Genomic DNA, 16,763 nt, shown 5'->3' with positions numbered 1-16,763 from the left:
AAAATTTATTTTTTTCGTTTTGAAAAATAAAAAGGAATTAGGGATGAATTTTTTGAGCCAAGACACCTTATTATTTTCGTTGGATAATTTTAACTATTCCATTATTAGCATCAACTTCGACTAAATCACCGTCCTTTAATACTCGGGTAGCGGTTTTGGTTCCAATAATGCATGGTTTTTTAAGTTCTCTTGCGATAATTGCCGCGTGACAAGTCAATCCTCCGTCATCAGTGATAATTGCGTTTGAATTGTAAATCGCGGACATATATTTAGGGCTGGTCATACCTGTAACTAAAATATCGCCTTTCTTAACCTTCTTAACCTCTTTAATATTATTAATAATTTTTACTTTTCCGGTCACCACACCAGTCGACGCTATTGTACCTTTAATAATATTTTGCGATATTTTTTCTAATATTTGATTACTATTTTTAAAGACGAATTCCCTTTTCTTGCTGGCTTCGTGGCCGATATAATATTCTTTCATCTTTAAGGATTTTAGTAAAGCAAAGGCCGCGCAAAATTTCCTTTTCTTTTGAATATATGGCCGACTAATATTGTTATCACTCTTTAATAATTTTTCCAGTTCATTATCCCATAAAAATTGAATGTCTGTTTTTGTTAGTCCGGTTCGTTTTGAGATTTCATCGTAAAAAATGCTGAAACAATAATGGATATAATCATCAGTCGTATTTCTTAAATCTTTGGTATAAGAAATCATTTCAAGGGCGTAAAAAATGTGCTTTTCTCTTTCGTTAAATTTACAAATTTTGTGAATTTCTTTTTTAGTTGGTGTTTTTTGTTTGGTATTATCGTGTGCTTGTAATAACTCTTTTACTACAGTTTTATAATCCAGCGCCGGACCGACATAATTAAAGCCAACCCAGCAGTACTGTTTGATAAATTTTTTTATTTCTTTGTTTAGTTGATGGTGATTATCTGATAAATATTTTTCACTCTTATATCCGGCTACCGTGCGCCTATATTTTTTTGATAATTTAGCTAATTTTTCCTCCTTTTCTTGATATATAGTAGTATCATCGGGAACAATTAGGATGCCAAGCGCTTGATCCGGAGTAAGAGTAATATTCTCTAATTCTTTTTTATGATCGGTAACAATTTTATATGCGTCATTTTGCAATACCAGCGTACACCAAGTTATAAAGCCGTAAATATACAATAAAACATATTTATCAACAACTGTTTTGTACAGATTGTAAATTTTAACATTATCATAACTTTCCCAGTGGCACCTGTTAAAAATAGCCGCCGCCTTTTTAGCATCGTGGCAGGATTGTTTTAGCATTAATAAATGCTTGTTTAATTTTTGTTTCGAATATAATATTTTCGTGGCATTTTGGATTGCGGTTTTATACTCATCCCCATGCAAATACAACTCAGTATTATTGTTATACCAAAAGCAAGCCCACGGGATGCCAGTACCGTAAATTTTTTTATTCTCTTTTCTTAAAGCGCTATATTTCATTTTATACCAAACAGGCAAAGGTGGTATATCTGGTCGCTTTGTCAAAAAATACCATTTGGTATTTATCATGCCATTGATAATTTGATCGCTTTTTAAAATTTTAGTCATGATATTATTTTACTTCTGCTTTATAATGTTTACTATACTGCTCTAATTTTGCGCTATCTATATAAACCTTACCCTTGACGTCTCGCTCGCTTTCAAAAATTACAGGTATACGTTCAGGAATATTATGCGGATCGGTACCGATATCCAAATAGATTGATTCAGCTGGCTGGATGTAGTCCCCAAGTTCATCGCTGTCCATATTGTCAATACCAGAAACATCCTCGCCGTTTGGTTTGACGAATATCCCCGTATTTTTCAGTAGAGACTCAATAAATAATCCATGGGTGTTAATATTTATAACCACATCTTTTTTGGGTGGTTGCTCTTTTTTCTTTCTGACTCTTGCGTATCTATCTAATATTAATTCTTTTTCAAAAATTTGATGCGATAAACCGGCCATCATGCTTTGTACAGCTTCGGGATTATTAAGTATTTTTTCAAAGGCAAGTTTTTGGTTTTTTTGTCTGATTGGCGCGATTTGTTGCTGAATATTTTTTGGTAATTTTTCAATATCCACCATTGTTTCCCCTTGTGAATTAATTTTAGTTGGCGCGCCTTCTGCTAACGCTAAATTTATTGATTGTGTCAATTCAGGGTGATCTCTGTCAATTTCTTTTAAAGTATTTTCATCAATCGACAGTTTAGCATCTTTCAAAATTACCGGGTCAAGAACATCATATTGGATACCTTTAACTTTTTTTGTCTTATAGCGTTCACCAGTCAATGGCGATTTAATATCCGCTTCACTGCCGATATTTTCCGCTGTTTCATATGTCCTCGCGCTCGGATGGTCGCTCGCGTATGATTTTAGCACTTCAACATCTTTTAACTTCTCGCCCTTAACTTTTGCATGGGCAATACCCTCGGGGCTTAATTCACCAGATGGCAGGCGTTCAGCATGTCTGGTTATCATAATAATATAATGAGGTTTTTTTTCAGCCTCTATATTAGGAAGCAGCTCTTGTTGTGGTGGTTTGGAAAAATTTTCTGGTGTGTTCATCATAAAATTTATTGACTCGTTTTCACTTGCTTTAAGTGTTAGCGGAGCAAATGAAAACACCTTATTGAATCTCCCTCTTAAATAAAATTAAATCAAAATTTCTACCTTAAATTATATCAATAAAGAAAAATTTTTAGAAAAATATGTCATATAACATCGGGATTAAGAGAAGTTTTTGCGAAGCAAAAATTTGGGAGAGCGAAGGGCAACGAGCGAACCGCATATACTTCTGTTAGACGAGCCGAACGGAGCGATAGCGGAGCAGTTTTAAAAAAATTATAAATTCCCCTCTTTAACCATATCAATAGCTGATTTTCCTCTTTGCTCTTTTAAATATATTTTCTCTTTATCCTCGAAATAATGTTTTAATCTCTCGACCTGTTTTGGAACGGTGTTTTTTGGGATTTCGTTAAGAGCAAAATATCTTAAATCTCTCGCTTCTTCATTCAGTGTTAGTTTACCATCGATAACATTACAAACGAACATAAAAACTACTTCATCTTTATGAGGTTTGCTGTAAATACCCATAAGACGAGAAACTTTCACATCTAAACCCGTTTCTTCTTTAGACTCACGGACAATACACTCCCAAGGAGTTTCGCCTTTTTCAAGTCCGCCACCTGGTAGATTCCATAAATCATAGTCATTGCGATGACAAAGCAAAACCTTATCTTGTTCGTTTGTAATTATCCCAAAAACACCGACTGTTATTGTATATTTCATAAGAATTTATAATTTTTTAAAAATTTCTGACAACTCGTTATTATACGAATTAATTTCGTATAATCACCTCAAATTTGTTTATTATGCGAATTTTTATTAAACCATTATATAATCCGAAACTGTTTATAGTTTACCATTTTTTTTACCAATAAAAAAACCTCTTCTCCTACTCCCCTTTTCTCAAAAAATCCTGAAAATAGTCATTTATTTTTCTTTATGATTTTCTATCATTTTTTTAACAACCGTTATAATTTCAGGAAATTCTTTTTTCCTATTCATACCAAAAAGTTTTTCATCTTTGTATTCACGATACTCGGCCTCAACTTTTTCTTTAATTAAACGCGGTTGGTCAATAGGAATATAAGGGTCATCCCTTGAGGTAAAAATAACTATTTTCCCAGCATTATTTTTTATTTTCTTCCATAACCAAGGATCATCAAAATAACCACTTTTTTTTCATTTTATCATCAAGATCAGTATAATAACAAGATACTAATATTACCAAACGGCATTTATTTTTTTCAAGATAACGCAAAGTGGCTACCGCTCCAGTGGAGTGGTCAATTAAAATGGAATTTTCGTCTCCCTCAAGTCTCTTTTTTATAAAGAGCAACCAAATTTTTCGGTGGGCTATTTCGGATCCGGCATATTTTTGGCTGTGATTTCTAGACCCAGTTTTTCTAATTTTTCTTTAACAAAAAGATACCAATTGTTGGTGATTAAAGTATTGTTATTACCAGGCAAGATTAAAGCTTTCATGTTATTTTAACAAATTATTAATTTCTATTTCTAAAGATTTTACGGCAATAAGTCTTCTAATTCACATTTAATAAGAGTCTCTTTATTTAACAGAATTTCTTTTTCTAATTTTAAATTATCAGATGTCATGCGAATAACCTTAGTAGAAATAGTGTTGTTCATAATTATATTGTTAGACTTTTTGAAATATTTTTCAGTTTTTCGAAGAAATAATTCAGCATATTGCATCAATTTCTTTTTAGATGAGGGGCGATTAGTAATTACTCTAGTTTTAAAATCAAAATGGTCTTTAACATTTTTACTAATTTCAATGGATAAATTTCCCTCTTTAAAATCAATCCAATATTCACTAATATTAAATATTATTCTTATTAGAGTACTTTCCTTACTGTTATAAAAATATACAAATGAATATATACCCGTAGAAAAATCTTGAATTACTTCTATTTTTTTTAAATCTTTCACACTTGAAAATTTATATTCTTTTAATAAATATAAGTAGCTATCTCGCCAATTATTAATCCAGTTATTTATATATGCTTGATCTAAAAAAAGAGGCGGTAAATCTTGTTTAAGATTTTTATCTGTTTTTTTATTATTTAATATCTTAACAGTTAACTTATCAAAAAGATCTTTTGGATTATTAAAATTAATTTTCTTGGCATTTAAATAATCCAAATCGGGAATAGTTTTTTTTGACATATACCACAATAAATCATAAATGTCCCTGCCTTTTTCTTTATAAATTTCTTTTCCCACTCCACGTTTACCACGTAAAAAAATAGCCGCTATTTTACTGGACATTAAGGCAGACATGTTGTATGTTCTGATAATAAAAGAAAATTGATCTTCATTAATAGGATGATTTTCTACCACGACAGTTTCAGGAACTTTAAAATAATTCAAGTCAATCTTAACTTTTACAATCTTTGAAGCAAAATTCAATCCAATCTTATCTCCAATTTTAAACTTTAATGTAATACCTCTTTTATTATTAATACTAGTAGTAAGTATTCCTGAATCAACATTATAATCATTTTTAAAATAAGAAACTATCTTACTTTCAAAATCACCTAAAAATTTATTAGTAATTTTATGATTAACTTCAAAATCTAAGTCTACTGACATTCTATTTAATTTGTGACAAATACGAAGAGCTGATCCACCATACATAATCCACTTATTATATTTAGAATTATTATAAATAAAGTTTAAAACATAATATTGTAATTGCTCCTTAGCGGAATTTCTTTTTATTAAAGCTACCGGTCCACTAGTAACAGGTATTTCTCGTAGCTTTTTTTTAATTAATAAAATAATTTGATTATCCATAATCATAGTAATCTTTTATCATTAAATTAAATTTTTTTACCTCTTTTTTATCCATTGACTTAATATCAACACGTAACTCTTTAATCAATAGATCTATATCATGATATTTTACGTCTTTATATTGACGTGTTTTAAAATATAGCATGTCAAAAAGTGCTTTTGAGGGTGGGGCAATATAAAAATTAAATTTTTTATTTATTAAGGAAAAATTGGTAAATAAATCATTTTTTATAGATTTATAGGTAAAATTTCCAATTTTAGTTTCATAATTTCTAGTTACCTTTGTTGTTACTGAAATAGTACTATTTATTACTTCTGTAGATAAACCATAATACTCTAGAGCCGTCCACGAACTAATGTATGAAGGTTTTCTGATAATATTTGCTAAAAAGTATATATAAGAAAGATCATCACTATTTTTATGGTAAAAATTATTAGATATATACATACCTCTTTTTAAGGCAATAATTTCTCTATTTTTTAAATATCGGCTTATATAGGTATCTAAAGTGCTATTTTTTAAATTATAAATCTTATCGTTTTTACCTAATTGATAAATACGTTCTTTAGTAAAATAAGGTAAAGATTTTAACTCTTCAAGCAAATTAGTTTTTGACTTGTATTTCATATATATGACATAATTGTATCATAACTGAAATAACCTGTCAAGATATAAAAAAATAAATTACCTCACTCCCCTTTTCTCAAAAAATCCTGAAAATCGTCATCCATTTCCATCATCTTTTAATTCTTTTAATATCTTGTTAGCTATTTTTTTATATGGAGAGCTAGATATTAGAAAGACGTGCACTTTTTTTGTTTTTTTCTAAAAAGAATATTTCAAATGCCAAGGTTTTATACTCTTATTTTTTCCTAATCCATATAAATAAATTGTAGGCATGTCAGGCAAGGTATTTTGCCAAGATTTAGAATTATAAGTGAAAAATATAGAATCATTAAATTCTTTTTCTACAAACTCAGAATCATACTTTGAAGCAAGAGCATACATTTTTGCCCCGATTTCAATATCTTTTCCTTTATGGTGTTTTTTAGAAGACTCTAATAATTGATTTTTTGTTGAAAATTTTTGCCACCAGATTTTTGGCTTTTTTTCTAATTCACTTTTTACTTTTGTTAAATCCAAATTGTTTCTTTTCCAGAGGTCACTTAGAAATATAGTTTGAAATTTGTATTTTTTGGATAGAGAAATAACCTTTGAAAAATAGCTGTTTATTATTTTGCTGTCAATTGAATTTAATTCTCCATGGATATCAGTCAAAATTAAGGTTATTTTTACTTTTTTGTAAGATTTCTTAATTTTTTTTTCTAAATCCTTTAGAAAATTGAAAGCTGTTTCTTCGGATTTATCTAGTTTTTCTTTTTCAATTCCCCAATACCCAACTATCTTAATTTCTTTGCTGTTTCTTACAGAGTCAAGAATAACTTTTTTTAGTTCATCTTCTTTGTAAGGGGAATCTTTGAAAAATCCCTTTGAATGAATTGTGTCCAGAATTTTTTCAGTTAAAAATTCTGATTTTTCATTTTTTATAGAATCTATTGCGTTTACTAAGGGTCTTTTTTTATTGAATATTGCCTTCGTGAATAAATGTTTTGCATAAATTTTGAAATAATGAGCAACTTCTTTATTAGTGATGTTCCAATCGGTATAATCTTTTTTTATCCTCTTAAATTCTTCTTCAGTAATATTATTTTTAACAATATCGTAGAATAACCCTCCGATTAACTGATTTCCTTTAAATCCAGCTCCCTCGCTTAAAACGACTTTGGGTCTATTTACAATGTAATCAGGTAATCTGTCTTTCATTGCTTCCCTTAAAATCCATTTTGTAATTTTTTCTTTTCTCTTAGATTTTATTTTGTATTTACTCGGAATTTTAATTGAATAATCTGCAAATTTTGTATCAAAAAATGGGACTCTAACTTCAAGAGTAAAATTCATTGAGGTTCTATCTACTCTCTGAAATTGTGTTCTTGGAAGATTTAGAATAAAGTCGTTTATTTTATTTGAGATTTCTTTTTCAGTTTTGCAGTTTCTAAATTCAGGATAACCGGCAAAAATTTCATCTGGACCTTCTCCGCATAAAATAACCTTGAATGCATTTTCTTTTGCGATTTTAGAAATATAGTAAGAAACTGCCGACTGCCTAATCATATTAGGCTCAAAACTTTCAGTTATGTAAACAATTTCGGGAATGATTTTAAAAAGTTCTTTTTCCGTTGGAGGATTAAAATAAATATATTTTATCTTGTTTTCTTCGCAGTATTTTTTTGCAATTAAAACATCTGGGGCGTGAGGATGACCAACAATTATTGCAGTAACATCTTTATGATATTTTACTGCTGTCGCTAATACAGCTGAACTATCTATTCCTCCGCTAAAAAAGACTCCAACAGGCAAATCTGTATCAACTCTTTTTTTGACTGCTTCATCAAATAAGATTCTTACATTTTCAATTATTTCTTGTAAAGGAGCTTTCAGTTTTTCAGTTACCTTTGGAATTTTATGATATTGTTTTAATTTGCCGTTTAACATAAAATTTCCTTGTGGAAAAAAAGAAATCTCATCAATTTCTTTAAATTGAGATAGTTGCTTAATTTCAGAGGCAAAATGATAATTTCCTAAATTATCAAGAGCATAATACAAGGGTTTTATTCCGTAAGGGTCTCTTGCTACAAAAAAAGAATTTTTGTTTTTATCATAAATAAAAAAGGCAAACATTTCAGAATCTAATTTTTTAACCATTTCCTCGCCATATTCTTCCCAAAGATGAACTAAAACTTCTGTGTCTGAATTTGTTTTGAATTTGTGCCCTTTATCAGAAAGTTCTTTCATTAATTCTTTATAATTGAAAATCTCTCCATTGAATACAACAAAAACAGATTCATCTTCATTTGTCTGAGGTTGTATGGCTTTTGGTCTATCCACAATTTCTAATCTGTTACAGCCGAGAACACAATTATCTAAAATCTTAGTTTCATATAAACTATATCCTCGATGTTCTATTAATTGTAGACTTCGCTTTATGGAAAACTCTTTTTCTTTTATGTTCTTTCCATAAATTGCTCCTATTCCGCACATATTAATAAGTTAAAAATTTGGTTAAATATAAAGTTATGGTTTCGTTGGCATTTGAATTATATCAGAAAAATTTGGGTGAAGCCCGAGACGAGGGCTGCCTGCCCACCTCTGGAGGGAACCGCATATCCCTTGTTATACGAGAGTGAGGAGCGTTAGCAACGAAAACGCAGCGTCCCCTTGAGTAGAATTTTTACGTTTATTTATATCTAATAAAGTGAGTCAATTTTAAAGGTTGGGAGCGTTAATAAGAAATAATCCTAACAAAAATACCTTTTTTAATCTTTTCTTCGTGTTTTACAAGTTTATCTGAAAAATCTTTAAACCTCTCTGCCACACGATGAATTGAGCCGTTTGAATCAAGAAATTTAGGATTAATATATCTTAATTTATTTCTAGAATGAAAATGAAAGTCATTAGGGTCATCAATAATCTTTAATTTGGGATTGAGCATTTCTAATTTATTTAAAATCAATTGGTTGCCTGATTCTTTTAGTTTTGTATACACAGATAAATCATCTTCAAATAAGCCTTTTTCATTAAGTATTTTTTTATCCAAAGCAATTTTTATTGCATCAGCTAAAATTTGAAATAATGCAACTTCAAGAGGATGAGAACATTTTTCTTCATCCATTCTAAGATAATCCTCTGAAAAACTTTTTGCGATTAGCTCTCCATGAATAATAATTTCATTGTTTTGAACCATGAAACATGAAATATAATTATTTATTTTATCACTAAAACCTTCACTCGCCACCATACCTCTTAATGTATAATCTATCCTATCTGCACAGAGATCAGGTAAGAATTTTTCTAATAAGGAGAAATTATGTTCATCTAAAATTCTATCTATGTCGAAATTAAATTTTTTTAAAATAGTGGGTATTTCTGATTGAAGTATTATTTGTTCATGAAATTTTTCATGAAACTCATGATTATAATTGGTATCTCTAAATACAAAATCAATTACATGCGAAAAAGCAGTATGAGAAATATCGTGAAGTAATCCTGCGATTTGTTCTTCAATCGATGCACCTAATTTTTTTAATAATATCATTACACCCAAAGAATGTTCATATCTCGTTACCGTTTTGCCTTCTATTGCATATTGGGAAGCACCTGCTTGATTTATCCCCTTTAATCTTTGAATGGGGCTGGTATTAATAAGTTCAATTAAAACTGACTCTTGAATTATATTTCTACCATATACTCTATCATTAATGTTGATCATAAAATTATAAAAAAGGTAATTTTAATAAATCTTGTAGTTAGTTCCCAATTTTTTTAGTAAAAATTCTATTTCCTATAAGGTTTGCGTATATTTGATGTCTCCCGAAGGGAGATATGGGTGGATCCAGCTGTTCGCGAACGGCTAGGGTAACCAGATATGCCGAGTTAGGCGATGTAATAAAAATTCCCCAACTATTTATTAAAAACTATTTTTTCGCCTGATGGTAGATAATAGGCAAATTCCTCACTTTTAAAACCGACTTCTGTACGTAAATACACAAATTTTAGATTTTCTTTATTTCCACATTTACCACAAATTTTCTCTGATTCTGGCACATGCGTGACTGACCATATACTACCAAGTAAACCTCCAAAAAGTAATGCGAAGATGTTTCTTTCTTTCATTTTAAGTCTCATATAGTGATTACAATTAGGACACCACAGATACCTCATTTTTTTAATTTTTACTTTTTTTTCCATAGTTTTAGAGTGTTAATAATGTTATTGAGAAACTTTTTATTATTACGCCTAACGTTTCAGTATATGTGATGTTTTTGCGACCAACGGAAGCAAAAATATGGGAGAGGGGCGAGCCGAGCCCCGAACCGCATACGCTGTGTTGTGCGAGGGTGAGCGTAACACAGTGAAGCGAAAGCGCAGCGTCCCTTTTAGCGTTGGGCGGAGGGCGGCTACTTTTTAGCAATCAAAACACAAATATGATGTTTGTGGGGTTTGCTATGGGTTTCCTCCTTTACATAATTTTTATATTCTAAAATTTGCCAATCTTTATATAATTCTTTCAATTCATCCTCATCAAAAAAATAAAGATTTGGATATTCTTTAAATCCAATATCTTTTTTAGTAAATACAGTGAGCAGATTTATTCCATTAGGTTTTGTATGTTCTTTTATTTTTTTGATTATATCTACAACCTTGTTCTTTGAAATAAGATGCAAAGTGGCAATAGAAATAATAACCTCATAATTTTGTTTGAAATCGAAATTAACAATATCAGACACTATGCCACTTACATTCAAATTTTCGGTTTTGGCAAATTTTAGAAATTTACATATGGCTTCTTTCGAAACATCAATTCCACTTATCTCAAATCCCTGTTTGGCGAGAAATAACGCATTTCTGCCCTCACCAACACCAACATCTAAAACTTTTCCAGATTTTATGATTTTATGGATTTGAGTCACGTACTTGTTTGGTTCCAAACCCCACAAACAATTTGATTTTTTATATTCTTCCGAGATTTTTTGTGTGTTTAAAAAAGTCATAATTATATAATTTGTTTAGATATTAAATAGATTGCGTTTTTTACAGTCGTAGCCCAATGGCGTATAACGTCAGGGATATACGAAGTTTTTCTGTAACGAAGTGGAAGAAAAATTTGGATGAAGCCCGAGCCGAGGGCTGCCTGCCCGCCTCTGGAGGGAACCGTATATCCCTTGTTATCTGTCCCGACGACTGAAAGGAGGAGAGCGCAGCGCGGCGAGGAGCGGAACGAAGTGAGCACCGCAGAGTTAATTTGGAATTTGCGTAATATCCAGTTGGGCAAAAATTATTTTCCCTCTAATTCTAACTTAAATTCTTTTAGAAAATCCATTAAAAAATCAGTTCTTCTTTTGGCAATTTTCTTTGCTGTTTTTGTGTGCATTTTTTCAGCAACTTTGAGCAATCTCTCATAAAATAAATCAAGGGCAAATTCTGAAGCGTTAGGTTCACGATTTTCACAAAACGGATCATCAGAATTATAAAAAGGTCTTTTCATTTGCCCTGTTGATGAATAAGTTCTCATTATTGAGATTGCGCCGGTTGCTTCTAAACCATCGGCATCTTGCAAAATTTTTGATTCTAACAAATCAGGAACAATGCCTTTACTGAAAGAACATTCCAAGATGCAGATTTTTACTTTTTCTATTTTGTCTTTGGGAAAATTGCCAAAAGTATTCAATATTTTTTCCGCCGCCTCAGCACTTTCTTCTTGCGACTTATGTTTATCTGGATGATTTTTTGGATAAACAATCAAATCATGAAATAAGGCGGCGGGAACAATAATATCAAAATCGCCGCTTTCTTCTTTAGCTATTCTTTCAGCATTAGATAAAACTCTCAAAGCATGTTCAAAATCATGAGAAACATCTATATCCGGAATTTTTTCTTTGGCGATTTTGATTAACTGATTTTTTAATTCTTTGTCCATAATAATAAAGGATTTTAACAGATTTAATAATTTTGCCCTTTTGTGAAGCGAATAGCAAATTCCAAATTAATTACAGATAACGTATCCGAATATCTGAAGTTTCGCGCTTTGGTTTATGTGCTAAAAACTTTGATATTCTGATTATATTGTTAAATTAATTATACTCTAAATTACCACTAAACGGAAAAGTGCGAAATTTGGGCGCGGAAATTTTTCACTCCTTGTTTTTTCTAATAACTGAAAAATTTTCAAGCCAGATATTTGGTGTTGTGCGATGTTGTTCTAATTTTTTAATTCCTTAAGTTTTTGATCCCACCACTCTTTCACCGCGTTAACATTTGCCTTATGTCCTACTTTTCGGAAGTACTCAAATTTCTCCTCAAAAACTTTATGATGTTTTTTTAGGTTTTCGGGACTTTGTAATGCCCACAACGAATGTTTCAACTCCGCACTTTCTTTTTTTGCTAAATACCCTATTGACAGGTATCTGTTTACTGACACATCAAAATCTATAGGTACCACTAGAAAATTATAATTTTTATCAAGTATTTTTTTAGCCAGAACCTTGATACGATTCTCGCGTGTTTGTTCGCAGAAGATGAAAAAATTGGCTTTTTTAACTTTTCTTTTTTGGATTATCTTATTGCTGTTTAATAAATTTTCCAAAGTCGAAAGAGATTTATTTTCTGGAATAAAAAGCCAATTTTTGGTCATTGATTTTAAAAATGGTCGTTCTTTGATAAATACACTAAAGAATTTTATCATTTCATCGGCTTCAGTGCGTTTGTACGGCCTTAACATATCTGTTTCACCACCACAAGTAATGATTATCGGCTTATCAATCTTATTTTTTATCACAAAACTATAAGTCTTATTAAAGACCATTTTTAAATAAAAATTATAATTTTCGTCTTTTAGAATGTTCTTGGGAACTCCGTACCCGAAAACTAAAAAAACATTATTCATATATTTGAGAAAAAATTAGAACAATTTCGCACAACTCGTTATTATACGAATTGATTTCGTATAATCACCTCAAATTTGTTTATTATACGAAGTTTTATTAAACCATTATATTAATCCGATACTGTTTATAGTTTACCATTTTTTTTACCAATAAAAAAATCTCTTCCCCTACTCCCCTTTTCTCAAAAAATCCTGAAAATCGTCATCTATCTCCATCATTTTTTCTACATATTCGCGGAGAAAGTCGGCTTTTGATTTTTTGGTGTTATGGGTTTTGTAATGCAGATATTTTTCAATTGAAGGAGTAATACGCAGAGTAAACTTAATACGGGGCATTTCTTTGACTTTCTTGCCTTTCAGGGAATTAAGGAAATCAACAATTATTTTTTCCAAATTCTTTTTTTGGTAATTTTTTATCTGCAATGTTTTAGGAATATTTTTTTTGGATAAGTATTTTAAAACATCCTGCGAACCTGAGCCTTTTTCATAAAGATAAAGAGCCGGTTTTTTCTGAGATATGGACATAGCCAATAAATAGCCAATATCCGGAGATTTCTGGCTGCCGCCGATAATTAAGGCTTGCATTTCATCTAAAACCATGCCGCCCAATTTTTGTACTGCGGCCAGATCTGAAGGCAGGCTTCTCTCTTTTAGATTTGTGTATAAATCAACCCCAGCTCGGCGCAAAGTTTTAATAATTATGTCCTGGTTCTTGGATAATTTATTTTGACTGGTTTTGGGGCTGAAAAAATATACTTTCATATCATTGATTACTTATTTATCTCACCGTTATAGTTTTTGGCCATAATTTTTTTTATCTGGCCCATACTTGTCGTTTGTCCCAGAGCCCACATCAGCTTAACCACGGTGGTAATCAGATTCATATTATCGACAAAAATAAAAGCGGATTTTTTAACTGGCTTAAAGCCGCTAGTAGAATAAATAACTACCGGCATCTTTTTTTGCTTGGCTTTTTTTAAATATTTAAAAATAGAATCCGGAAAAAAATTAGTTGAATGAGTTTTAATTATAAGGCCGTGGACCTCTTTTTTAATATTTTCCTTTAAGAGCCCTGACTCAATACCGGGATGAAAATCAAATACTGAAACTTTTGGGTCAATTTCTGGTTTAAGCAAAGGTTTTTGTGAAGATCTTTTTTTAACTTCTTTATAAATAGTTAAACCTAAGTCAATTTTTCCCATAATTTCTTTATTTTCTTTTTCTTCTTTTCTAGTATAAGAAGAAAGGCCTTCCACAGCAGTGCCTGATAAGATACGGCTGCCAAAAACGACTAAAACACCAGCTAGATCAGAGATAGCCACCTGGCAGGCATTAATTAAATTGGCTTTTATACCCAAGCCCTGAAAATTTTTGAATATAGATTCCAAAACTTCAGCTGAAGATTCTTGCCCCGAAGGAATGGGTGAGCCAGTTAAAATAACCGGCTTGCCCAGTTTCTGCAGCATAAAAGATAAAGCAGCGGCCGTATAGGGCAGTGTTTCAAGGCCGTGGGTAATAACAAAACCATCGTATTTTTTATAATTTTTTATTACCGTCTGGGCAATTTTTTGCCATTGTTTTTCTCCTACCTCAGCTGCTTCACCGCCAAAAACAAAAAACGGTTCAATATCAGCCATCATCTTTAGTTCATCAATATTTTTCATCCAGCCGGAAACATCGGCTTTTTTACGCACCGATTGAACAGAGACCTTATTACCAAACAAAGTAGTGCCTCCGCAGAATATAAGCAGTATTTTTTTTCTCTTAGTCATAGACGGCGCTATAATTATTAGACGGCTCTATATATTATTATATTTAATTTTATTTATGTCAAGCCCTCTCGCTTTGCTCGGAGTTTCGGCTGGCAAGCCAGTTTCCTCGTCTAACTTAGACTATAAAGAAGAATCTATTTACTCTTTTTAATTTGGCGCAAAATTGAAGGAAAAGAAGGACTAGTCAAGACAAATTTCAGCCTTATTTAGATTTCAGTCACAAGGTATAGCCGTCAGTTGCGACCGACTTCTACAATATTATTAAATAAAAAAACCGCCTTGTCTAAAATAACAAGGCGGCCATTAATAGAGCTTATTCCTCCTTTTAATTTTTTTGCTGATGACCAAAAAGAACTATTAGGAAAGTGGTTTTGCCATGGCTAGATTCACAAGCAATTTCTCCGCCGTGCATAGCTACGTATTTTTTAGCAATAGTCAGACCCTGGCCACTGCCTTCATCTTTTGTGCTAAAGCCACGCTGAAAAATTTTCGGCATCTTATCAACCGGAATTTCACCCGGGTTAGTCATGGTAATTACCGGATTATACCTTTTTGATCTTCTTATGGTAACCTCTATCCGGCTGCCTTTTTGAGAAGTGGCTTCAATAGCATTATTAAAAAGATTCTCCAGAGCAATTTCCAGTAATTGACTATTAGCGTTGCGAAGGATATTTTTTACCCTTTTGTCAAAAAATAATTGAAAGCCCCTTTCTTCACATATGGTTCTCCATGATTCTACTTTTTTCTCTAGCAAGGAAACTAAATTAATCCAACTCATAGCCACTCGGTTGTCATTACAATATAGATCTTCCAAGTCTCGTAGTCGTTTATCCAAATTTTTGGCCTCCTGTAAAATACCCTCGGCGCATTGCCTTAAATCGTCCGGTAATCTTTCTGAATCAAGTAGACTCTTAGTCTGATTGAAAATCGGAATTAAAGGGTTAAGCAGATTATGCCTTATTTCAGCCAGTAATGACGAGCTAACATTAGCCGCCTGACAGGCCGCGTTTTCTTTTTGCAGCCTGATCATACTCAACGATTGTGATACTTTCAGAGCGATGCGATCGATCAGTTTCATTTCTTTTTCATCAAAAGGCGGTCGATTTAGGCTCTGGTTGATCACCATAAAACCTTGAATAAAAGATTCTACAATAATTGGAGCCACTAAGATTGACTGGGTATGCTGAAAATACATAATTTCATTTATTGTTTTCAGTCTTTCATCAGTACCCTGAAAAACCATTGTCTTCTTACTTTTCAATACCTCATTAAGGTACCCTAGATTATCATTAGCATCGGTACTAATTCTAAATCTTTCTCCAATGCCATGTTCAGGAATGTTTTTTCCGGCATAACCAGCAATAAGCTTAACCTCGTTTTTTCCCGAACGGTAGTAAATGACCACACCCTGACTGTTAAAAAGCTCAGCCATAATAGCGCAGATGTGATAAAAACTGCCTCGTGGATTGGTCCCGGTTAATTCTTCCTGGATTTTTATCAATAGTTCATCTTCAAAATAGCTAATAACAAACTTGGAAGATATCTCTTTCACCAAATTCATTAACTGGCCTATCTTTTCTTCTGGGTATGACCTCGGATTATTAACCGTGTAAACCTGGACTGTGCCAATACTGCGCCCTAAATGGGAAAGCTCCATAGCTAACATATAGCCATAGCCTTCTTCTTTGGCTAACTGACGGTCATGATGGTTAAACCAGTCTTTATCTTCGACACTGACACACTCGCATCCGCCAACTTGATAAAGATGACCGGATACTGTTCCTTTCAGAGGCACTACCCTTCTTCTTTTTTGTGGATGCTTTAAACCAGTTTTGCCAAAAAGCGCTAAATTATTGTATTCAGAGTCAAAAACCCGCAAGGTAATAGCCACAATTTTTAAATCCTTAGGCGCTGCTAGCCGAAGAATCTCAATAAACGAATCCATAATTCCGTCAATGGCCGGTCTTGTCTCCAGTTTCATTTTTCTTCCTTTCGTTTTTGGTTTTTTGTTAAAGAACTTTCCTTATAACTAATCACTTTTTTGGTGATTTGTCAAGAATTAAAAAAAAAGCCAATGGCTT

The 16,763-nt window shown here is 31.9% G+C and carries 16 protein-coding genes; all 16 read right to left on the bottom strand.

Annotated elements, in window-relative coordinates; genetic code table 11:
- Window positions 1-70 precede the first annotated feature (70 nt).
- The 16 genes from U5L76_01340 to U5L76_01265 all read right to left on the bottom strand — a co-directional run bounded on the left by U5L76_01340 (window position 71) and on the right by U5L76_01265 (window position 16,663).
- Window positions 71-1,594 (bottom strand): PEP-utilizing enzyme, encoded by a 1,524-nt coding sequence (locus tag U5L76_01340; protein MDZ7798242.1) that lies wholly within the window; start codon window positions 1,592-1,594, stop codon window positions 71-73.
- A gap of 4 nt (window positions 1,595-1,598) precedes the next feature.
- Window positions 1,599-2,594, bottom strand: coding sequence for a hypothetical protein (locus U5L76_01335; GenBank protein MDZ7798241.1), 996 nt, complete (start codon window positions 2,592-2,594; stop codon window positions 1,599-1,601).
- A gap of 276 nt (window positions 2,595-2,870) precedes the next feature.
- Entirely contained in the window at window positions 2,871-3,317 is a 447-nt protein-coding gene (locus U5L76_01330; GenBank protein MDZ7798240.1) for an NUDIX domain-containing protein, read from the bottom strand.
- A gap of 436 nt (window positions 3,318-3,753) precedes the next feature.
- Complete coding sequence (locus U5L76_01325) at window positions 3,754-3,930, bottom strand: hypothetical protein (protein ID MDZ7798239.1); 177 nt, start codon at window positions 3,928-3,930, stop codon at window positions 3,754-3,756.
- Between the two features lie 17 nt (window positions 3,931-3,947).
- Window positions 3,948-4,076: a hypothetical protein gene (locus tag U5L76_01320; GenBank protein MDZ7798238.1), complete on the bottom strand. Its 129-nt coding sequence runs from the start codon at window positions 4,074-4,076 to the stop codon at window positions 3,948-3,950.
- A gap of 39 nt (window positions 4,077-4,115) precedes the next feature.
- Complete coding sequence (locus tag U5L76_01315; GenBank protein ID MDZ7798237.1) at window positions 4,116-5,414, bottom strand: nucleotidyl transferase AbiEii/AbiGii toxin family protein; 1,299 nt, start codon at window positions 5,412-5,414, stop codon at window positions 4,116-4,118.
- A complete protein-coding gene (locus U5L76_01310) occupies window positions 5,401-6,036 on the bottom strand; it encodes a hypothetical protein (protein MDZ7798236.1) in 636 nt (211 codons plus the stop codon). Before U5L76_01310 ends, U5L76_01315 begins: the two co-directional genes overlap by 14 nt.
- A 198-nt stretch (window positions 6,037-6,234) precedes the next feature.
- Window positions 6,235-8,508, bottom strand: a complete 2,274-nt coding sequence (asnB, locus tag U5L76_01305) for an asparagine synthase (glutamine-hydrolyzing) (GenBank protein ID MDZ7798235.1) — start codon at window positions 8,506-8,508, stop codon at window positions 6,235-6,237.
- 241 nt (window positions 8,509-8,749) lie between these two features.
- Complete coding sequence (locus tag U5L76_01300; GenBank protein MDZ7798234.1) at window positions 8,750-9,736, bottom strand: HD domain-containing protein; 987 nt, start codon at window positions 9,734-9,736, stop codon at window positions 8,750-8,752.
- A gap of 191 nt (window positions 9,737-9,927) precedes the next feature.
- Window positions 9,928-10,152 (bottom strand): hypothetical protein, encoded by a 225-nt coding sequence (locus U5L76_01295; GenBank protein MDZ7798233.1) that lies wholly within the window; start codon window positions 10,150-10,152, stop codon window positions 9,928-9,930.
- A gap of 272 nt (window positions 10,153-10,424) precedes the next feature.
- Window positions 10,425-11,018, bottom strand: a complete 594-nt coding sequence (locus U5L76_01290; GenBank protein MDZ7798232.1) for a methyltransferase domain-containing protein — start codon at window positions 11,016-11,018, stop codon at window positions 10,425-10,427.
- Between the two features lie 284 nt (window positions 11,019-11,302).
- On the bottom strand, window positions 11,303-11,944 hold the full coding sequence (locus U5L76_01285; protein ID MDZ7798231.1) for an HD domain-containing protein: 642 nt from the start codon (window positions 11,942-11,944) through the stop codon (window positions 11,303-11,305).
- A gap of 282 nt (window positions 11,945-12,226) precedes the next feature.
- Window positions 12,227-12,910, bottom strand: coding sequence for a hypothetical protein (locus tag U5L76_01280; GenBank protein MDZ7798230.1), 684 nt, complete (start codon window positions 12,908-12,910; stop codon window positions 12,227-12,229).
- A gap of 168 nt (window positions 12,911-13,078) precedes the next feature.
- Entirely contained in the window at window positions 13,079-13,672 is a 594-nt protein-coding gene (locus tag U5L76_01275) for a hypothetical protein (GenBank protein ID MDZ7798229.1), read from the bottom strand.
- 8 nt (window positions 13,673-13,680) lie between these two features.
- On the bottom strand, window positions 13,681-14,682 hold the full coding sequence (locus tag U5L76_01270) for an asparaginase domain-containing protein (GenBank protein MDZ7798228.1): 1,002 nt from the start codon (window positions 14,680-14,682) through the stop codon (window positions 13,681-13,683).
- 325 nt (window positions 14,683-15,007) lie between these two features.
- Window positions 15,008-16,663 carry a GAF domain-containing sensor histidine kinase gene (locus U5L76_01265; GenBank protein MDZ7798227.1) on the bottom strand — a complete coding sequence of 552 codons (1,656 nt, stop codon included), beginning with the start codon at window positions 16,661-16,663 and terminating at the stop codon, window positions 15,008-15,010.
- Window positions 16,664-16,763 lie beyond the last annotated feature (100 nt).

Source organism: Patescibacteria group bacterium, assembly GCA_034520665.1.
Taxonomy (GTDB): Bacteria; Patescibacteriota; Patescibacteriia; order JAXHNJ01; family JAXHNJ01; genus JAXHNJ01.
Note: the sequence above shows the minus strand (reverse complement) of the source record. Positions and strands in the feature narration are given on the sequence as shown.